General features: G+C 36.3%; 22 protein-coding genes. 17 read left to right on the top strand and 5 right to left on the bottom strand.

The window, feature by feature from the left end; genetic code table 11:
- The first annotated feature begins 56 nt into the window (after positions 1 to 56).
- The 14 genes from IGJ46_RS06730 to IGJ46_RS06665 all read left to right on the top strand — a co-directional run bounded on the left by IGJ46_RS06730 (position 57) and on the right by IGJ46_RS06665 (position 11,288).
- Positions 57 to 899 carry a DegV family protein gene (locus IGJ46_RS06730; protein ID WP_002357444.1) on the top strand — a complete coding sequence of 281 codons (843 nt, stop codon included), beginning with the start codon at positions 57 to 59 and terminating at the stop codon, positions 897 to 899.
- A 103-nt stretch (positions 900 to 1,002) separates the two neighbouring features.
- Positions 1,003 to 1,902: an SGNH/GDSL hydrolase family protein gene (locus IGJ46_RS06725; RefSeq protein ID WP_002365717.1), complete on the top strand. Its 900-nt coding sequence runs from the start codon at positions 1,003 to 1,005 to the stop codon at positions 1,900 to 1,902.
- Positions 1,895 to 2,548 carry a YpmS family protein gene (locus tag IGJ46_RS06720; RefSeq protein WP_002357446.1) on the top strand — a complete coding sequence of 218 codons (654 nt, stop codon included), beginning with the start codon at positions 1,895 to 1,897 and terminating at the stop codon, positions 2,546 to 2,548. The genes IGJ46_RS06725 and IGJ46_RS06720 overlap by 8 nt, the downstream gene beginning before the upstream one ends.
- A gap of 16 nt (positions 2,549 to 2,564) precedes the next feature.
- On the top strand, positions 2,565 to 3,080 hold the full coding sequence (gene msrA, locus IGJ46_RS06715; protein WP_002398324.1) for a peptide-methionine (S)-S-oxide reductase MsrA: 516 nt from the start codon (positions 2,565 to 2,567) through the stop codon (positions 3,078 to 3,080).
- A gap of 5 nt (positions 3,081 to 3,085) precedes the next feature.
- On the top strand, positions 3,086 to 3,304 hold the full coding sequence (locus tag IGJ46_RS06710) for a YozE family protein (protein WP_002357449.1): 219 nt from the start codon (positions 3,086 to 3,088) through the stop codon (positions 3,302 to 3,304).
- Between the two features lie 87 nt (positions 3,305 to 3,391).
- Complete coding sequence (locus tag IGJ46_RS06705; protein ID WP_218391087.1) at positions 3,392 to 4,834, top strand: S41 family peptidase; 1,443 nt, start codon at positions 3,392 to 3,394, stop codon at positions 4,832 to 4,834.
- Between the two features lie 18 nt (positions 4,835 to 4,852).
- Positions 4,853 to 5,407, top strand: a complete 555-nt coding sequence (gene lepB / locus IGJ46_RS06700; RefSeq protein WP_002382369.1) for a signal peptidase I — start codon at positions 4,853 to 4,855, stop codon at positions 5,405 to 5,407.
- A 114-nt stretch (positions 5,408 to 5,521) separates the two neighbouring features.
- On the top strand, positions 5,522 to 5,971 hold the full coding sequence (locus tag IGJ46_RS06695) for a hypothetical protein (RefSeq protein ID WP_218391086.1): 450 nt from the start codon (positions 5,522 to 5,524) through the stop codon (positions 5,969 to 5,971).
- A 148-nt stretch (positions 5,972 to 6,119) separates the two neighbouring features.
- The gene (locus tag IGJ46_RS06690; protein WP_002357453.1) at positions 6,120 to 6,488 is read left to right on the top strand and encodes a GntR family transcriptional regulator; all 369 of its coding nucleotides are present in this window, start codon (positions 6,120 to 6,122) and stop codon (positions 6,486 to 6,488) included.
- Positions 6,485 to 7,339 carry an ATP-binding cassette domain-containing protein gene (locus IGJ46_RS06685; RefSeq protein ID WP_002377309.1) on the top strand — a complete coding sequence of 285 codons (855 nt, stop codon included), beginning with the start codon at positions 6,485 to 6,487 and terminating at the stop codon, positions 7,337 to 7,339. The genes IGJ46_RS06690 and IGJ46_RS06685 overlap by 4 nt, the downstream gene beginning before the upstream one ends.
- Before the next feature lies 1 nt (position 7,340).
- On the top strand, positions 7,341 to 8,072 hold the full coding sequence (locus IGJ46_RS06680) for a hypothetical protein (RefSeq protein WP_218391084.1): 732 nt from the start codon (positions 7,341 to 7,343) through the stop codon (positions 8,070 to 8,072).
- A gap of 192 nt (positions 8,073 to 8,264) precedes the next feature.
- Entirely contained in the window at positions 8,265 to 8,945 is a 681-nt protein-coding gene (locus tag IGJ46_RS06675) for an ABC transporter ATP-binding protein (RefSeq protein WP_002357457.1), read from the top strand.
- Positions 8,946 to 10,229 carry an ABC transporter permease gene (locus tag IGJ46_RS06670; protein ID WP_002357458.1) on the top strand — a complete coding sequence of 428 codons (1,284 nt, stop codon included), beginning with the start codon at positions 8,946 to 8,948 and terminating at the stop codon, positions 10,227 to 10,229.
- A gap of 90 nt (positions 10,230 to 10,319) precedes the next feature.
- Entirely contained in the window at positions 10,320 to 11,288 is a 969-nt protein-coding gene (locus IGJ46_RS06665) for an NADP-dependent oxidoreductase (RefSeq protein WP_014525018.1), read from the top strand.
- A gap of 79 nt (positions 11,289 to 11,367) precedes the next feature.
- On the opposite strand, the gene IGJ46_RS06660 is transcribed toward IGJ46_RS06665, so the two are convergent.
- The 4 genes from IGJ46_RS06660 to IGJ46_RS06645 all read right to left on the bottom strand — a co-directional run bounded on the left by IGJ46_RS06660 (position 11,368) and on the right by IGJ46_RS06645 (position 14,307).
- Entirely contained in the window at positions 11,368 to 11,970 is a 603-nt protein-coding gene (locus tag IGJ46_RS06660; RefSeq protein ID WP_002378362.1) for an alpha/beta hydrolase, read from the bottom strand.
- A 12-nt stretch (positions 11,971 to 11,982) separates the two neighbouring features.
- Complete coding sequence (locus tag IGJ46_RS06655; RefSeq protein ID WP_002413868.1) at positions 11,983 to 12,945, bottom strand: ring-cleaving dioxygenase; 963 nt, start codon at positions 12,943 to 12,945, stop codon at positions 11,983 to 11,985.
- A 10-nt stretch (positions 12,946 to 12,955) separates the two neighbouring features.
- The gene (locus IGJ46_RS06650) at positions 12,956 to 13,384 is read right to left on the bottom strand and encodes a MarR family winged helix-turn-helix transcriptional regulator (protein ID WP_002413869.1); all 429 of its coding nucleotides are present in this window, start codon (positions 13,382 to 13,384) and stop codon (positions 12,956 to 12,958) included.
- A gap of 128 nt (positions 13,385 to 13,512) precedes the next feature.
- Complete coding sequence (locus tag IGJ46_RS06645) at positions 13,513 to 14,307, bottom strand: SDR family NAD(P)-dependent oxidoreductase (RefSeq protein WP_218391082.1); 795 nt, start codon at positions 14,305 to 14,307, stop codon at positions 13,513 to 13,515.
- A gap of 196 nt (positions 14,308 to 14,503) precedes the next feature.
- On the opposite strand from IGJ46_RS06645, the gene IGJ46_RS06640 reads away from it, so the two are divergent.
- Together IGJ46_RS06640 and IGJ46_RS06635 are read left to right on the top strand one after the other, a co-directional pair.
- On the top strand, positions 14,504 to 15,256 hold the full coding sequence (locus tag IGJ46_RS06640) for a DUF7006 family protein (protein ID WP_002382359.1): 753 nt from the start codon (positions 14,504 to 14,506) through the stop codon (positions 15,254 to 15,256).
- Between the two features lie 104 nt (positions 15,257 to 15,360).
- Positions 15,361 to 16,083: a TraX family protein gene (locus IGJ46_RS06635; protein ID WP_002364007.1), complete on the top strand. Its 723-nt coding sequence runs from the start codon at positions 15,361 to 15,363 to the stop codon at positions 16,081 to 16,083.
- A 59-nt stretch (positions 16,084 to 16,142) separates the two neighbouring features.
- Here the strand turns inward: IGJ46_RS06635 and IGJ46_RS06630 are convergent, their stop codons facing one another.
- Entirely contained in the window at positions 16,143 to 17,177 is a 1,035-nt protein-coding gene (locus tag IGJ46_RS06630) for a YdcF family protein (RefSeq protein ID WP_010708703.1), read from the bottom strand.
- Between the two features lie 282 nt (positions 17,178 to 17,459).
- Here IGJ46_RS06630 and ptb point away from each other — a divergent pair, with 282 nt between their 5' ends.
- Positions 17,460 to 18,281, top strand: a complete 822-nt coding sequence (ptb, locus tag IGJ46_RS06625; protein WP_010710312.1) for a branched-chain phosphotransacylase — start codon at positions 17,460 to 17,462, stop codon at positions 18,279 to 18,281.
- The last annotated feature ends 6 nt before the right edge of the window (positions 18,282 to 18,287 follow it).

Below are 18,287 nucleotides of genomic sequence, written 5' to 3'. Positions count from 1 at the left end.
TTTAATGGTATTCTACCATGAAAACAGGTTCCTTTTAAAGAAAGAGTGATAAATTTATGACAAACGTTAAAATCGTAACGGATTCTTCATGTACGATGGAAAAAAGTCTTAGAGATGAATTAAATATCCATATGATGCCTTTATCAATTATGGTTGATGGCGTTGTTTATCCAGATGATGATCATTTGCCAGGCGAAAAATTTATGGACATGATGGCTAATGCGAAGGCCTTACCCAAAACGAGTCAACCACCAATTGGTGAATTTGTAGAATTATATGATCGCTTAGGTGAAGATGGCAGTGAAGTAATTTCGATTCACATGACAAAAGGCTTAAGTGGAACGGTTGAAGCGGCCCGTCAAGCTAGCAACTTATCATCAAGTAAAGTAACGGTGATTGATAGCGATTTTACAGACCAAGGTTTGTCTTTCCAAGTCATTCAAGCAGCAAAATTGGCACAAGCGGGAGCGGGTGTTCCAGAAATTTTAGCTGAAATTGAACGCGTCAAACAAAATACTAAATTATACATTGGCATTTCAACATTGGATAATTTGGTTAAAGGTGGACGAATCAGCCGTACAACAGGATTATTATCAAACATTTTTAATATGAAAGTTGTCATGGACTTTGAAAATACGGAATTGATTCCTGTAGCGAAAGGCCGCGGCGTTAAAACGTTTAATAAATGGTTTGACGAATTGAAATCAGAATTAAGTAAGATTCCAAATGTTCGACAAATTGGCATTTCTCATGCGGATGGGCTAGAACTAGCAAATGGATTCAAAGAAGGATTACAAGCAATCTTTAAAGACATGGATATTCCCGTATTACATACGAATCCAGTCATTGCAACACATACAGGAAAAAATGCCTTTGCTATTATGTACTATACAGACTAAGAAATAACGAGGTTGGGTCTCACTCTTAAATGAGTAGACGCAACCTCTTTCTAACAAGAAAAGGAAAATTTCTTGTTGGTTTATTTAAAAGGAAGTGACGAAGATGAAAAAACAAACACAGCATATTTTGCTGACCGTCTTAACACCTATCCTCATTGCGCTAGGTGTTTTTACATTGTTAAGTGTGGCCATCCCCAAAGCAAAGCCACTATTAAAGCAAGAGAAAGTGGCCACAACTGCTCAAAAAAATCAAAAAGAAGTCATTCATTATACAGCAATCGGTGATTCTTTAACTGAAGGAATTGGCGATTTGACGAATAGTGGAGGTTTTGTTCCTATTGTGGCAGATGATTTAAAAGAACACTACAACTTGAACGGTGTTCAAACAGACAATTTTGGGAAAAATGGGGATCGTAGTGATCAAATTTTAAAACGAATCAAAGAAAAACCTGAAATTCAAAAAGGCCTTGCCTCTGCGGACGTGATTACGCTAACGGTTGGCGGAAATGACTTAATGAAAGTAATTAGTAGTAATATTTTCGACTTGAAAGTCAGCTCGTTCAATCGTCCACAAAAAGCCTATCAACGCCGAGTAAGACGACTACTTGAAGAAATCCGAGAGTACAACGAGAAGGCCCCTATTTATGTCTTAGGAATTTACAATCCCTTCTACTTAAACTTTTCCGAAATTACAGAAATGCAAGAAATCGTTGATAACTGGAATCAAGCAACCGAAGAAATGGTTCAAGAGCAAAAACGAGCCTATTTCATTCCTATCAATGATTTACTCTATAAAGGTCGTGGCGATGAAGTTGGCGTAACTGGTGGTGACTCAGAAACTACAGGAAGTAGTGCTAGCAAAGAGGATTTAAACAATTTGTTATATGAAGAAGATCGCTTCCATCCGAATAATCTTGGCTACCAAATTATGGCCGGAGCTGTCCGGGATGAAATGGTCAAGACAGAGAAAGAATGGATAACCAAATCAGAAGGTAGTGAATAAAATGAATGAAGAAAAGCCAAAAACAAGTAAATCAATTAAAAAGACACAACCAACCAATCTTAAACGAAATCCCTGGAAAATCGCTTTTCTTGTTCTAGTGGGTTTAGTCATTGGTAGTGTAGCTTTCGTGACATTTCGAGCAACACAAGTTCGCGAACCAGATTTAAAGAAAATACCAGCAATTGTTGAAAAAGAAGGCGAGCCAGTCGTCACCATTCAGTCAAAAAAACAACAAGTGAACAAACTGATTGACTTTTATTTAGCCGATTTTCAAAAAGGTTCGGAGATCAAATATAAATTTTATTTAGAAAATGATGCTTTATTAAATGGAACATTTCAGGTGTTAGGGCATGACATTCCTTTTTACTTATATTTTGATCCTTACGTGATGGCGAATGGTAATGTACAATTAAAAGCAAAAAGTTTATCTATAGGAACGTTAGGCTTGCCAATTAAAGAAGTATTGAAATTTGCTAAACGTTCTTACAAACTACCTAAATGGGTTGAAATCAATCCAGATGATCAAACTGTTTTATTACGTTTAGATCAGTTTAGAATGCAAAATGGTCTATTTGTTCGAGCAGAAAAGATTAATTTAGTTGACGATGACATTCGGATGAATATATACTTGCCAAAAGAGAAATAAAAAAGGAGTGTTAGAGATGGAAGAAAAAGCAATTTTTGCAGGCGGCTGTTTCTGGTGTATGGTGCAGCCTTTTGATACACAACCAGGGATTATCTCAGTTGTTTCGGGTTATACAGGTGGGCACGTGCCTAATCCAACATATGAACAGGTTCTAACACACACAACAGGCCATACGGAAGCAGTAGAAATCACTTTTGATCCAGCGATTATTTCTTACGAACAATTAGTGGAGATTTATTGGCAACAAACGGATCCTACTGATGCTTTCGGTCAGTTTCAAGACCGCGGCGATAATTATCGGCCAGTTATTTTTTATCGTTCTCAAGAACAAAAAGAAACTGCTGAGAAAAGTAAAGAACGTCTAGCTAATAGCGGCCGTTTTACAGAACCAATTGTTACCACCATCGAACCAGCAGCACCATTTTATCCTGCTGAAGAATACCATCAAGACTTTTATAAAAAAGACGCTTTGCGTTATGGATTGTCCCATCAACGTAGAAGTGAATTTATCGAAGAAAAATGGAGTGACTAATTTACATGAGACGAAGCTTTTACCATTACTTAATGACATTAAAAGGTCCGGCTAAAGATCCTGAAACTGATTTTGCCAATGAAGCGGCCAAAGATATTCAGTTTCCAAAACAAACCGAGGATTATCATGAACTTTCTTCTTATTTAGAAATGAATGCTGACTATTTAAGCAACATGGACATCTTTGATGAGTTATGGGAAAAGTACCTTGAAAACAATAAATAAATCCAGAGGAAAAGCAAACAAAGCTTTTCCTCTTTTTTCATTCATGTTATAGTAAACAAAAGTAGTGACGAATTTGTTAGAAATGAGATGAAATCTATGAAGAACAAACGAACTGTTCCTTTTTATCAATATATTATTTCGCTCCTCTGTGTCGCATTTTTAGCTGGAGGAAGTAGTTATATTTATTTTGATCATCGTGTTAAAAAGATGAGTCAAGAAGGGGCAATTACCAATGCTGATTTAAGCAAAGTGCAGGATTTATATAATGAAATTAGTACCAATTATGTAGGTGAAGTAGATAAAAATGAATTAGTTGAAGGCGCCTTAAAAGGCATGTCTGAAGCCATTGGAGACCCATACTCAACTTATCTAAATGAATCTTCTGCCAATGATTTAAACGAAAGCTTATCTGGTGATTTTGAAGGAATTGGTGCCACTATGACAATGAAAGATGGCGAACCAGTTGTAGCAGAGGCCCCTGTAGCAGATTCCCCAGCTGAAAAAGCGGGAATCAAAGAAGGCGATATTATTGAAAAGGTTGATGGTACAGCTACAAAAGGGATGAAACTAGCAGAAGTCGTCTCAAAAGTCCGAGGTAAAAAAGGAACTTCCGTTGAATTGACTATCCAAAGAGAGGGAGAAACTAAAAATATCTCAATCAAACGTGGGAAAATTCCCGTTAAAACAGTGACTGGTGAGTTAGACAAAAATGATGCACAAATTGGCTCGATTAAAATTACGTCCTTTGGTAAAAAAACATATCAAGAATTGAAAGAAACAATCACGAATTTACGTGCCAAAGGAGCTAAATCCTTTGTAATTGATGTACGCCAAAATCCTGGTGGACTGCTAGATCAAGCAGAGCGAATGGCCAGTATGTTTTTAAAAAATGGCGAAACAATTGTTCAATTTGAAGACAAAAAAGGACGTACGATGAAAGAAGTTGCTTCCAAAGAATTAGACGGCGGCTTTAAAGTAAAAGAACCTGTTGCAGTTATCATTGATGGCAATAGTGCCAGTGCATCCGAAATTTTTGCTGCAGCACTGCATGAATCTGCGAATGTCCCATTAATTGGAACGAAAACATTTGGCAAAGGAACGGTCCAAACGGTGAAAGATTTAAATGACCAAACCGAAATAAAATTGACTGTTTTGAAATGGTTAACACCAAAAGGCGAATGGATCAACGAAAAAGGAATTGAACCAACCATCAAAGCTGATTACCCCGAGTATGCCTATTTAAAATTGATTCCTCGCGATAAAACGCTAAAAGAAGGAGATCAATCTGAAGATATTCAGAACTTAAATGCTATTTTAGCCGTATTAGCGTATCCTGTTGATGAAAACAATGCAAACTACACCGCAGAAACAAAAGCAGCGGTTAGCGATCTTCAACAGAAAAATGGCTTGCCTGTAACTGGAGAAATCGACAATGAAACAGCCACAAAAATTGAAGCCACTTTAGGTAAATTAATTCTTGAAAATGACGCTGCCTACGATACAGCAGTCAAAGAAATTCAAAAAAACTAGAAAAAAGGTGGCACGAAGTTGAAGAAGAAACGTGATTATGTTGGGTATTTAATGTACTTTCTGAAAATCTTAGTACCAGCAATCGTAGCCGTTTTTATTTTAAGAGGATTTTTCCTGATTCCTGTTCGGGTGGATGGCCATTCCATGCAAAAAACCTTGAATCAAGGAGATATGATTGTGATGGAAAAATTCTCCGCCATTAAACGGTTTGATGTGGTGGTCTTTAAAACAGACACAGGATCGATTCTGATTAAACGTGTGATTGGTTTACCAGGAGAAGCTGTGCGTTACGAAAACGATCAATTATATGTCAATAATCAGCCAATCGCTGAACCGTATTTAACTAAAAACAGAAAAAAAGATCATGAAACGATGCCTTATACTACGAATTTTGATTCAAAAGAATTGTTAATGCAAGAAAAATTACCTAAAGATAGCTATTTTGTACTTGGTGATAATCGCCGTATGTCCAAAGACAGCCGTTCTTTTGGTGCAATACATGCAGATCAAATCTTAGGGAAAGCACAATTTGTTTATTACCCACTCACTCATATGAAGATCATTCCTAAATAAGTAAGACCACTAGTTCGTTTATTTAAATAACGACTAGTGGTCTTTTCTAATCTGAAAAATTGTTCTCTTAGCTGAAAAATGTTAAGGTTAAAGTAATGATAGATGTAGGAGGTCATGCAAATGATTAGAAAAACAATTTTAGCAAGTTCTATCTTAGGCGTTGGGTTGCTAATTGGTGCATGTGGTAATCAAACCCAAACTCAAATGAATTCAACTAATACCAGTGAATCATCACAGCCTAAAGTAACCGAATCAAGTCGCAAGTCATCTGAAAGTGCGTCTAATAACGAAAATGTATCAAGCGATTCTAGTAAATCCACAAGTTCCACTACAGAATCAGAAATCTTAAAAGGTCTGGCGGAAGAAAAAACGCTAAAAGAAAAAATCCCGTCCTTAAATCAAACAACGATTAAGAAAGTCACTGATAATGAGTATAAACGCATTCTTGTGATGGAAGAAAAGGCTACAGGAACGACCTATAAAAGTATTTTGATAAAAAAACAAAATCGCTTAAAAATTGTCAACGAAACAACCGATGAATTGTTATACAATGGAACCCTATAAGAACGAAACCATTCAATAAACTCAAAAGTATCGCCATTGTTTTCAAAGAAAAATTTCTTTGGAAACAATGGTTTTTTTGTTGACAAAAGAATTTCTAAGATATATAGTTAGTTACATAAGTAGTTAACCGTTTAAGCGAGGTGTAAAAATGGAATTTAATTTTTCGGGGGAAAAGCCTTTATTTCAGCAAGTAGCCGATCAGATTGCCGAAGGAATTTTTAATGGCGCTTACTTAGAAGGCGAACAAATTCCCTCAACCACAGAAATATCAAAAAGTTATCAAATCAATCCAGCCACCGTTTTAAAAGGAATGAATTTATTAGTAGAACGACAGTTGATTGAAAAGAAACGGGGGATTGGCATGTTTGTTTTACCAGGCGCTCAAGAGAGAGTAAGAAGTGCACGGAAAGAAGAATTTTTAAATAAAGAAGTCTTAGAAGTTGTCGCAGAAGCTAAAAAATTAGGGATTACAGCTGAACAATTAAAACAACTAATTGAAAGAGGGTATGACGCATGAGTTTGCGGGTGGAATCAGTAAGTAAAAAATATCATCAAAAAAAAGCACTAGATAATATTTCAATTACTTTTGAAAAAGAAACGATTTATGGGCTCTTAGGCAGAAACGGGGCTGGTAAAAGTACGTTATTAAATATCATAAATAATCGAAGTTTTGCCACTTCAGGTTCCGTTAAATTGGCGGGAGAAACAGTGACCGATAATGAGGCTGCTTTGACTCATATTTACTTAATGAGTGAAGATAATTTGTTTCCTCCTCAGTTAAAAATTAAAGATATTTTTAAAACGACTGAAGGTTTTTATGGATCCTTTGACTGGTCTTTAGCCGAACAAATGTTAAGCGATTTTGATTTAGATGGTAAAAAGACATTCAAAAAATTATCAACTGGTTATCGGAGTATTGCTAAACTAATAGTGGCGCTATCCGTCCCCTGTGAGTATATTTTTTTAGATGAGCCAGTCTTAGGTTTAGACGCCAATCATCGGGAATTATTTTATACTTATTTAATTGAGACATACCAAGAACGTCCCCGTACGTTTGTGATTTCCACCCATTTGATTGAAGAAATTGCGAATTTATTAGAAGATATTATCATCATTGATCAAGGAAAATTGATTCGCGCAGAATCTATTGAAACAATTTTGAAAAACGGTCGCATTGTTTCTGGGCCGAAAGAACAAGTAGAGCGCTATACTCAGTCATTGGAAATCTTAGGCATGGACACTTTAGGTGGAGCAGTTACGGCTTACGTGTACGGCGACTTGCCGACTGAAAAAGCAGAGGTTCAAATTGCGCCGCTAAATTTACAAACATATTTTGTACAATTAACCAATAGAAAGAAGGAAAAGTAAAATGAAATTTAAAACAGCTTTGCGGTATCGTGTTATTTATCAAGTCCGTTCCTTAGCAATTTATTTTGGCTTTTATGCTTTGTTCGGCATTCTTTTTCCTCTTATTGGTTTGCTCTTTTCTAACGACGTGAACACTGTCAGCTCTGATGCAGTAATTCCTTGTCTGGTTTTTATGGGGATACTATCATTTTTGGGGATGAACACAGATTTTAAACTGTTTATTCAAAACGGGCTTTCCCGCTGGACGATTTTTTTGGTGAATTTTGTAAGTAATGCTATTTTATCTTTGGTTGGATCCTTGGCTGTACTTGTACTGATTAAAGTATTTAGCGGCAATTTCATTTCTCATTTTCAATTATCAATGAAATTAATTGATGTCTATGCGCAAGGAAACTTTTTCATGTCGTGGTTGCTCTTTTTTATCTTACTAATGCTTAGCGGCTCACTTGGCTTGTTAGCAGGTGTCTTTAATGATCGGATAGATGGCGTAAAAAAACTCATTGTTTTATTGCTGTTATTAATGATTCCTATTTTACTGGGCACGATTGCACAATTAGGGGGGACACCAATGCGCCTGAGAATGCTCCACGTCTTGCAAGCAATGGTTGGTTATCAATCCACTGGTTTTACTGTCCTGCCACTTCTTCTGACAATCAGTTGCTTTGTTGGCATTAATCTTGGTTTGGCCTATTTATTGAATAAACATCGTGAAATTAAACGCGTAAATGCATAACTAATTAATAAGAACATGTTCAATGAGGTGAATTTGGAACATGTTCTTATTGTTTTAATTGAGAGATACATCGGAAGTACCATGACAAAGGAAAGGGCTTCCGTCAAAATAGAAAGAGAAGAAAGGAGTATGAAAAGAGTAAAAAACTTTGTAAATAAGTAAACGACAAAGAATGAAAAATGGAGGGGTAACATGGCGGTAATTGAAGCAAAAAATATTAAAAAAAGTTATGGAAAGAACGAAACAAAATTTGATGCGTTAAAAGGTGTTGATTTAAAAGTTGAAAAAGGTGAATCTGTGGCCATAATTGGTAAAAGTGGCTCTGGGAAATCAACATTTATGCACATTTTGGCATTGCTAGATCAACCAACTTCAGGAGATATTTATTTAAATGGTAAAAATGTTACTAGTATTAGAAAGAAAGTGCTGAATAAAACGAGAAATGAAGAATTTGGTTTTGTTTTTCAACAATTCTTTATGAATGCCAAGGATACAGTTTTAAATAATGTTCTTTTACCATTAAAAATCGGTGGGATTTCCGGTAGCAAGAGGAAAAAGATGGCTTTAGATGCGTTAAAAGCAGTCGGTTTGGAAGATAAAGTTCAAAATAAAGCGAATAATTTATCTGGTGGCCAAAAACAACGGGTATGTATAGCGCGTGCTTTAGTTAATAATCCGCAAATTATTTTTGCAGATGAACCTACAGGGAATTTAGATTCTGCCACTGGGAAGAAAATTGAAGAATTGTTATTTGATTTAAATAAAAATAAAGGAATTACCTTAATTATTGTGACACATGATCCAGACTTAGCAGCACGTTGTGATCGGCAAGTTCATGTTCGAGACGGCTTGATTGTAGGAGGAGATGAGTAAATGAAATTTAGAGATATTTTAAAATCAGCTAGTACCAATTTAATGCGTAATAAAGGTCGAACCGTATTGACCATTATTGCAATCTTTATTGGAGCATTTACCATAGCTTTAACTACAGGAGTCAATATTGGTGTAAATGATTATATTGACAAACAAGTCGGCAGTGTCGGTGGTGCAAATCAGCTATTTATTCAGCCAAAAATGGAGATGAATGTTGGTAACGGAACAGAACCAAGTAAATATAATCCAGAGAAAAAAACCAGTACGATTCAACAACAAAGTATGCTTGCTGAAAAAGATATTGAGAAGATTAAAAAAATCTCGGATGTTACATCAGTGGAACCAATGAAATCCGTTGCTATCGATTATATAAAAGGAGCAGATAAGCATAAATATGTATTTTCAGCAACTTCTGCGCTAGATGAGATGACCATTGATTTAGCGGCTGGCCGTAAAGTTTCGCAAACGAGCCAGGACTTCGAAATTAATTTGTCACCAGAATATGTAAAAGCGCTCGGCTATACATCTAGTAAAGCTGCCGTGGGAGAAACAGTTCAATTAGGTATCTCAAGTTCCTTGAAAGGACAAGAGCAAGTTATTGAAGCAAAAATTGTTGGCGTTAGAAATGCCAGTGTCATTCAAAATGGGCTCTCGCTGATGAATAAAGCATTGATTGATAAAGTTGTCTCAATCAATCAAGCAGATCTTCCAGAACATTTAAAAAATCAATACGCGATGATTATTGCTGAAGTTAAAAAAGACAGCACGCCAGAGCAGATTAAGGACATCAAAAAAGATTTAGATAAAGCTGGCTATTTAGCGACTACTGTCGAAGATGAAATTGGCATGATTCGTAATATAATCAATGCAATCACTGGTGTTTTAACCATGTTTGGTGCAATTGCCTTGTTAGCTGCAAGCTTTGGCATTATTAACACGCTGTATATGTCTGTCCAAGAAAGAACGCGAGAAATTGGTTTAATGAAAGCCATGGGACTTAGCAATGGGAAAGTCTTTACAATTTTTAGTGTTGAGGCGGCTTTAATTGGCTTTTTTGGCTCAATATTAGGCATTTTAGGAGCTGTTGGGGTTGGAAATTTAGTTAATCGTTTGGCAACGGATTCTTTTTTAAAGGCTTTAACAGGATTTAAATTAATTCAATTTTCATTGCCATCTTCACTAACGATTATCTTAGTTATTATGTTTATTGCTTTTTTAGCAGGAACTTTACCAGCTCGAAGAGCAGCAAAATTAGATCCAATTGAATCTTTACGTTATGAATAATAGACTAAAAACAGCTACTTTCTCTCAATTTAACTAAAGCATATTCTTATATAAAAAGAAGGCAATAGGCGTATACTAAAAGTGTGAAAAATGAAACAAATGAGAGGAAGTTGGTTTATGAAAGCTGTTGTGATTAATCAGTACGGAAGTAAAGAGGTACTTGAAGAAGCAGAAGTAACACTGCCAGAATTATCGGAACATCAAGTGTTGGTAAAAGAATACGCGACATCAATTAATCCGATTGATTGGAAATTGCGTGAAGGATATTTAAAACAGATGTTTGATTGGTCCTTTCCGATTATTCTTGGTTGGGATGTCGCTGGTGTGATTACAGAGGTGGGGAGTCAAGTAACGGATTGGCAAGTTGGCGATAAAGTTTTTGCTCGTCCTGAAACTACTCGTTTTGGCACCTATGCAGAAGTAACGATTGTGGATGATCATTTATTAGCAAAAATCCCTGAAACAATTAGCTTTGAAGAAGCGGCTGCCGTTCCGTTGGCTGGTTTAACCGCTTGGCAAGCATTGTTTGATCATGGTCACCTTAAAGAAGGAGAAACTGTTTTAATTCATGCTGGTGCAGGTGGGGTCGGTACTTATGCGATTCAACTAGCAAAAGAAGCGGGCGCACATGTCATCACGACCGCTAGCGCAAAAAATCATGCCTTACTGAGAAAAATTGGTGCAGATGAAGTGATTGATTATCATACAACGAATTTTGCAGAGGTATTAGCTGATGTTGATTTGGTCTTTGATACAATGGGTGGTGAGGTTCAAAAAAATAGTTTTGACGTCTTAAAACCAAACACAGGTCGTCTTGTTTCAATTGTGGGCATTGAAGATAAACAATTGGCAGCCGAAAAAAATATTTCTGCTGAAAGTATTTGGCTTCAACCAAATGGAGAACAATTACAAAAAATTGCTGATTTGATGGCAGCTGGAAAAGTGAAATCAATTATTGGTGAAGTTTTCCCTTTTTCTAGACAAGGGATTTATGATGCACATGCACTCAGTGAAACGCACCATGCAGTTGGTAAAATAGTTGTTCAAATGGCAGAATAAAAAGAAGCTCAGACAGTGAATTATCTTAAAATAGAAAAAGTGGGTCCTAAGTCATTTCGACTTAGGACCCACTTTTTTGTTAAGAGGACAGATGTGCCAACCAAGTTTGTGTTTCCTTAATTTCTTGATAAGTTAATTGATGACTTTGTGTCCAAACCTCTTGTACGGTTGCTCCATGATTCTGAAATAGTTGAATCACACGCATACTCTCAGGAAGTGGGACAATCGGGTCATGCTCTCCTAGAGATAATAAAACAGAAGTGTCGGTCAAGTCTGGTTGATTGGTCAATTCAACAGGAAACATGGGATGATAGAGGACAGCTTGATGGTAGCTGTCGGGGTGAGTAAGCAATAATTGAATAGCGATATTGGCCCCATTTGAATAGCCAATAAAAATAATTTTATCCAATGAAAATTGATGCTCGTTAGCGGCTTGTTGAATAAACTTATGAAGCGCCTCGCCGCGTTTTTCTAGATCTTCTAAGTCATAATGACCTTCCGCTAGGCGCTTAAAATAACGATTCATTCCATTTTCTGAAACATCACCACGAATACTTAGTACAGTAGCTTGTTTATTTAGTTCTTGAGCAATTGGTAGGAGAGCTGTTTCATCACCACCTGTACCGTGAAGTAGCACAAAGACAGGTGCTTCAAGATGTCCTTTTTTAAAAATTGAATGCATGTTTTTTCCTCCTTAGGCTCGTTTTGTATTGAACGGCTTGATAACACTCTCAATATACTCACGACGGTTTTCTAAAAATGGCGCAAGAGATAACTTTTCTCCTAATGTTTCGTAAGGTTCATCCCCCATAAATCCTGGTTCATCGGTGGCTAATTCGACTAAAATATGCCCAATACGAACATACAATGATTCAAAGTAATAACGATCGACATAGCCAGAGTTTTGTAAGCCTAAATGATCAAAGAGCGCTTGCCAAGTCCCAAGTGATTTACGATCCGCTAGGCGGAATGCAACGTGATGTACTTCACCATATCCTTGTTGCGCTTGTGAGCTAGTATCATCGTCTACCAAAACGACTTGGGCACCATTGCCACCTTGCCCAACTTCTAGTAAATAGCGATTGCCTTCTTGTGCCACTACGTGAAAGCCTAGAATTTCTTCAAAGACTTCTTTGAATTCATGAAAATAGGAAATAGCTATTTCGACAGGTCCTAAGCCATAAATCGCAAATTCTGTGGGGACAGGTCCTTTTTCCCAAGGGGTGCCCGCTGCAACGCCCTGATTTAATTCATCAGAGATTAATTGATACGCTTGATCATCAAAATCCCAAAAGCGAAGGACCTTTTTCCCGAATTCTTCAGAAATGCCTGTGTGTTTGACCGCAAATTCATTGAAGCGATTTTCATAATAAGTCAAAGCTGCATCTGAAGGAACCCGGAACCCTGTTCTTGAAATCGTATTGGTTCCTTTTAATCCTTTAGGGTTATTGGGAAAATCGAAAAAGGTCATGGTTGTACCTGGTGTACCCAAATCATCGGCAAAATAGGTATGGTAAGTATAGATATCATCTTGATTCACTGTTTTTTTGACTAAACGCATCCCTAAAACGTCTGTAAAGAAGTGATAGTTTTTTTCTGCATCACTTGTCATAGCTGTAACGTGGTGGATTCCTAATAATTGATCTTCTTTTTTCATCATTATTTCCTCATTTCGTTTCATTTGTTATTTTTCGTAAAGTTTTTTGAAGAAGTGTTAATTCTTCGGAAGAGAGTTGTTCAAATGCCTCTGCAATTCGCTTTGCATGCATCGGGAAAATTTCTTCAATTAATGTTTTTCCAGCTTCTGTTAATTCGACGTAAGTAATGCGTCGGTCTTTTTCACTGGGAGTGCGCGTTACATAGCCTTTTTTATGTAATTGGTCAATAACATAAGTGGTGCTACTGCTAGCGATTAAAATTTTCTCCTTGATTTTTTGGATGGTCTGAGGACCTTTATGGAGTAACAGCTCTAACACTGAAAATTCTGTAATGTTTAAGTCATAACAAGTAACATCTTGCTTGGCAAGTTGCTCTAGTCGATGGCTGGTTCTTAATAAACCGATATAGGCTTTTAAAGCTTCTTGCTGTTGGTTCATTGTTTCACCTCTTTTTATTTCGAATTCGAGATAAATATAACTTACTTTTGGTAAGTAATCAATTAATATGCTTAAAAAGACAGCCAGCAAAAAATGTGAATTTTTGCTGGCTGTCTTTTTTGTTTAATTTAGAAGATCGTTGGAACTAAGCCGCCATCGATTCTTAAGGCTTCGCCTGAGAAGGAAGAAGAATCTGGGCTGGCCACAAAGGTAACAAAACGACCAATTTCTTCTGGTCGAATGAGCCGTTGGATTTGTGAACGAGAACGATGATTTTTCATGAAATCTTTTTCCCAATCCTCTTTGGGAATGTCTGAATCAGCGTACATATCTTCCAACATTTTTTCTACACCTTCGGTAAGGGTTGAGCCAGGCATAACCGTGTTAACGGTGACATGTGTGCCGACAGTTAAGTTGGATAAACTTTTAGCTAAGGAAAGATTCATCGTTTTTGTCATGCTATATTGGGGCATTTCGCCAGAAGGCATCACCGCTTCTTCGCTAGCAATGAAGATAATGCGACCAAAATCTTGTGCAAGCATTTTAGGTAGATAAGCTTTTGCTAATGCATTGCCTGACAACACGTTCACAGTAAAAAATTTTTCCCAAGTGGTGTCATCGATGTCCCAGTATTCCATTGGCTCAAAAATCCCCATATTGTTCACTAAAATGTCGACTTTAGGGAATTTTTCAAGCAAAGTAGCTCGTTGACTTTCAATGGAAATATCGGCAGTCCCTGCTTGAGGATGAGTGTCTGGAAACATTGTTTGTATTTCTTTAACAACTTTAGTTACTTCGGCTTCATTGCGCCCATTGATAATGACATCGGTCCCTTCACGAGCCATTTCAATCGCAATTGCTTTGCCAATTCCTTTGGTTGAACCAGTAATTAATGCTAATTTATTCGTTAAGTGTAAATCCATTTAAATCCCTCCAACGTTTGTCTATCTCTAGTGTAGGTCTTTTTCTGGACTTTTAAAAGGAAAAAGTTTTTTCGGCCCGCGAGAAACAAGCCCCAATAATTACTTAACAGCTAGATTTTCACTTTTTGGGCGTAAAACGAGTAATTATTGTCAGTAAAAAAGCATCACTTTTTTGATAGAATAACTAGAGACGAAATTGGCTAAGACCAATTTTGTAAAATTGTACATAAAAAAGAAGAGTGGGAATGCTATGAAGAAACAATATTACTGGAATATACCCGATAACTTACTAAACTCGTTAAAACAGCGGAAAAAGTTATACAACTTTTATAAAAATGAACAAAATAAGGCAAGAGAATTAGTAGAAAATTGTCAGTCGGTTCTTTTTCCTGAATTAGTCGCTTCGCTGAATAAAATAGATGAACGGATTAAATTATTGATATTCTATCAAAATTTAGAAGATTGTGAGCTTTCAGAAGAAGAAATTATTACTGTGATTGAGCGAGAATATTTTGTGACTTTTTATGAAACAATTGAAGAACCGACCACTGAAATTATTAGTAGTCATTCTATGTATTATTTATTGCAACAGCCGACTAAAGAAATGCTTTGGGATTTAGACTTTAGTAACATGTTAAAACAAGGTCAGTTAGTTGATTTAATGGATTATCAAAAATTGACCAAATGTTATCAAAAGCTGCAGAATCAAGCTAAAAATTTGATTGAAAAATTAAATAAAGAAACATTTTACACATTCTATAGCCAACTTTTATTGATTGATTGCCAATGCAAATTATTAATAGAAGAGGCGCTTCTAAAAGAAGAATCATTGATGACGGTCGATGAATGCTTAACAGCCATTAAGCAAGAAATTCGAAAAATTCATTTTGAACAATTTAAATACCAACATTATTTATTTGAAGATTTATCTTTGCGGTACCAAGTTTAACGAAAGTGACAAAAAGAATGGTTGAATCTAACAAGAATGTTCGTTGTTTTCTGTTATATAAAAAGATATGATAGTTTCTGTAGAAAAAATAAAGGAGACGATTCATGAACGCAAATCGCTTAAAGTTATTGATGATGGGGTTAATGGTTCTTGACCATATTAGTTATTTTGTTCCACCAGAATGGGCACTGATTTTTCATGTAATTACTCGTTGTGTCGGTGTGTTTTTTGGTTACATGGCTGTAGAAGGGTTCAACTATACACGGAATGTTTATCGTTACAATGGTCGTTTGTATATTTGGGCAGCAATCATGTTTGTTGGAAATACGCTTCTAAATCATTTAGTGAATAATCCAGCTGTCACTGTTCACAATAATATTTTCTTCACCTTAGCCCTTGGTGTCAGTATGTTAATTGTGACAAAAGCGATGCTAGAGATGCCAAAAATCAGTTTAAAAATTGTTTTATTGATTAGTATATTAGCAATTTTAGGAATAGGAGCAATGTTTGCTGAAGGTGGCATTGTGATGTTACCTTTTATGTTGATTACGTATCTAGCCAGAAAGAGACTTGTCTTACGGAACTGTTTATATGGTGCATTAGCGCTCTTTTTCTTAGTTACAAGTTTTCAATGGTTGGGAGATTGGCCAACGACAATTGAAATGTTAGCTTATAATTCTGATTTTATGTTTATCACTGTGTTACCATTTATATCGCTTTACAATGGTGAGAGAGGGAGCAAAGCACCATTTTTCAAATATTTATTTTACGGATTCTATCCGCTTCATTTATGGCTGATTGCATTGATAGCCAATTACGTTCATTAAACCTTTTTATATTAAAAGAATAAAAACAGCGACTCACAAAAATGTGAGTCGCTGTTTTTTTAGATGGGTAAGATACTGATTCCTAAAAGAAGAGTGACAAGTAGAAAAACAAAAAGCACAATTCGCTTATCATGAACCAGTAAGGCAATGTATTCTCGGATTAGAGCAGTCGGTAAAAAATATAAGGCAGTTGGCGCCCCGACACCTTCAGCTTTTAAGCCAACACGATGGGCATACATAGCTCCTCGTAAGACATGATAGTTATTTGTTGAAAAAATAACAGAGGGTTGTTTAGAATCAGACGGCATCTTTTGCCAATCTGCCTGAATTATTGCTTTAGAAAACAACATATTTTCATAAGTGGTTGTGGATTGGTCCTCCATCAAAATTGCTTCTGCAGGAATATTTTGTGAAAGCAAATATTTTTTCATTGCGAAAGCTTCGGCCACAGGTTCGTCAGGACCTTGACCACCGCTGACTACAAATTTAGCGGTGGGATTTTTTTCATAATATTCAATCCCTTTATCTAACCGACTCTTCAAAAGTGGAGGTACTTCCTCGCTACGAATTCCCGAACCTAAAACAATGATATAATCAACCGCTTTTTTTAAAGGAATCATTTGGTACATCCATGAATACAAGACGTAAGCAGCAAATAGAAAGGTCAGCAAAAGATCCATTAACAATAGAAAAAGTAAGAACAGAAAAAGCATATAAGGTATTTGCGCTGTGCCAACTGATAATAAATATAGAAAGGCTGGTAAAGCAATTAATAAGTTCAGCCCTAAGCCCGCCGACAATTTAGCCGTGACACTTTTGCCTTCTTTCGTTTGCATCGTACGTGAGTTAAAAATAAAGTAAAGGCAAATGCCGATAAACACAGCGGGAATTAATAGATAAGCAATGGCCAAAGTAATTAGGTCGCCATTCTTAAAATGTAAATAAATTTTGTCTAGTCCGATAAATAGTAAGGTGACTAATGACAATAAGGTGCCAGAAGCCAGAGTGATACCGCCGAGGATACTGCGGTTATTAATTTTTAATATACCAAATCCTAGTAGGGCGATAAACAAAAAGAATAGTAGTAGTGCCATTTAATTCCTCCTAAAAATAAGTATCTAAAGTATAACATGCTTTAGGATCGGACATAAATAAACAGCTGTGCCGAAGCATAAGTTTTCCTTTCATTCTTAGAAAAGAAGTTTTTTCATGAAAAGTAAATTAGATAACAATTGTTTAGAGAAAGAAAAGCTTGATTTACTAAGCTTTTCCTTCTCTATAAAAAATATTAATAAGGACATAAAAATTAACAATTTGTATGCGCTTACATACTAAGGTAGATTTAAAGTGTAAAGAAGAAAAAATGAGGTGAGAAAATGATCACTGTTTCAATTGCAGGAGGTTCACAACCAGAGATTTTACAGTTAGTTAAAAAAGCACTAAAAGAATCCGAGCAACCGTTGCAGTTTATTGTATTTGATACAAGCGAAAATCTTGATACTGAAAATCTCTGGAAATATGTTCATTGCTCAGATGAGGCCGCGGTAGCACGGGAAGCTGTCAGTTTAGTTGCAACTGGTCAAGCACAAATTTTATTGAAAGGAATTATCCAGACCCACACATTACTAAAAGAAATGTTGAAAAGTGAGCATCAATTAAAGAATAAACCAATTCTTTCCCATGTAGCAATGGTGGAGCTGCCTGCGGGAAAAACCTTCTTGTTAACCGATTGTGCGATGAATATCGCCCCCACTCAAGCGACCCTCATTGAAATTGTTGAAAATGCTAAAGAAGTCGCCCAAAAATTGGGATTGCATCACCCGAAAATTGCTTTGTTAAGCGCAGCGGAAAATTTCAATCCTAAAATGCCTTCGTCTGTTTTAGCAAAAGAAGTCACGGCACATTTTAATGATCAACAAGAGGCTACGGTTTTTGGTCCACTTTCGCTTGATTTAGCGACCTCTGAAGAAGCGGTTGCGCATAAACGTTACAGCGGTCCTATCATGGGGGATGCAGATATTTTAGTGGTCCCAACTATTGATGTTGGAAATTGTTTATACAAATCATTAACCTTGTTTGGGCACGCCAAGGTGGGAGGAACGATTGTTGGCACAAAAGTCCCAGTCGTTTTAACATCTAGAAGTGATTCGACAGAAAGCAAATTTCATTCATTAAGATTTGCCATGAGACAAGTTTAAAAAAAG

The organism is Enterococcus sp. AZ120 (assembly GCF_050546165.1).
GTDB classification, from domain to species: domain Bacteria; phylum Bacillota; class Bacilli; order Lactobacillales; family Enterococcaceae; genus Enterococcus; species Enterococcus faecalis.
This window is presented reverse-complemented; position numbering and strand designations above follow the sequence as displayed.

Coding starts and splice junctions, on each gene's coding strand:
- IGJ46_RS06630 (WP_010708703.1), bottom strand. CDS start 17,177: ATGGCACTACTACTATTCTTTTTGTTTATCGCCCTACTAGGATTTGGT.
- IGJ46_RS06690 (WP_002357453.1), top strand. CDS start 6,120: ATGGAATTTAATTTTTCGGGGGAAAAGCCTTTATTTCAGCAAGTAGCC.
- IGJ46_RS06650 (WP_002413869.1), bottom strand. CDS start 13,384: ATGAACCAACAGCAAGAAGCTTTAAAAGCCTATATCGGTTTATTAAGA.
- IGJ46_RS06645 (WP_218391082.1), bottom strand. CDS start 14,307: ATGGATTTACACTTAACGAATAAATTAGCATTAATTACTGGTTCAACC.
- ptb (WP_010710312.1), top strand. CDS start 17,460: ATGATCACTGTTTCAATTGCAGGAGGTTCACAACCAGAGATTTTACAG.
- IGJ46_RS06660 (WP_002378362.1), bottom strand. CDS start 11,970: ATGCATTCAATTTTTAAAAAAGGACATCTTGAAGCACCTGTCTTTGTG.
- IGJ46_RS06665 (WP_014525018.1), top strand. CDS start 10,320: ATGAAACAAATGAGAGGAAGTTGGTTTATGAAAGCTGTTGTGATTAAT.
- IGJ46_RS06710 (WP_002357449.1), top strand. CDS start 3,086: ATGAGACGAAGCTTTTACCATTACTTAATGACATTAAAAGGTCCGGCT.
- IGJ46_RS06685 (WP_002377309.1), top strand. CDS start 6,485: ATGAGTTTGCGGGTGGAATCAGTAAGTAAAAAATATCATCAAAAAAAA.
- IGJ46_RS06725 (WP_002365717.1), top strand. CDS start 1,003: ATGAAAAAACAAACACAGCATATTTTGCTGACCGTCTTAACACCTATC.
- IGJ46_RS06635 (WP_002364007.1), top strand. CDS start 15,361: ATGAACGCAAATCGCTTAAAGTTATTGATGATGGGGTTAATGGTTCTT.
- msrA (WP_002398324.1), top strand. CDS start 2,565: ATGGAAGAAAAAGCAATTTTTGCAGGCGGCTGTTTCTGGTGTATGGTG.
- IGJ46_RS06675 (WP_002357457.1), top strand. CDS start 8,265: ATGGCGGTAATTGAAGCAAAAAATATTAAAAAAAGTTATGGAAAGAAC.
- IGJ46_RS06730 (WP_002357444.1), top strand. CDS start 57: ATGACAAACGTTAAAATCGTAACGGATTCTTCATGTACGATGGAAAAA.
- IGJ46_RS06670 (WP_002357458.1), top strand. CDS start 8,946: ATGAAATTTAGAGATATTTTAAAATCAGCTAGTACCAATTTAATGCGT.
- IGJ46_RS06705 (WP_218391087.1), top strand. CDS start 3,392: ATGAAATCTATGAAGAACAAACGAACTGTTCCTTTTTATCAATATATT.
- IGJ46_RS06695 (WP_218391086.1), top strand. CDS start 5,522: ATGCAAATGATTAGAAAAACAATTTTAGCAAGTTCTATCTTAGGCGTT.
- IGJ46_RS06680 (WP_218391084.1), top strand. CDS start 7,341: ATGAAATTTAAAACAGCTTTGCGGTATCGTGTTATTTATCAAGTCCGT.
- IGJ46_RS06655 (WP_002413868.1), bottom strand. CDS start 12,945: ATGAAAAAAGAAGATCAATTATTAGGAATCCACCACGTTACAGCTATG.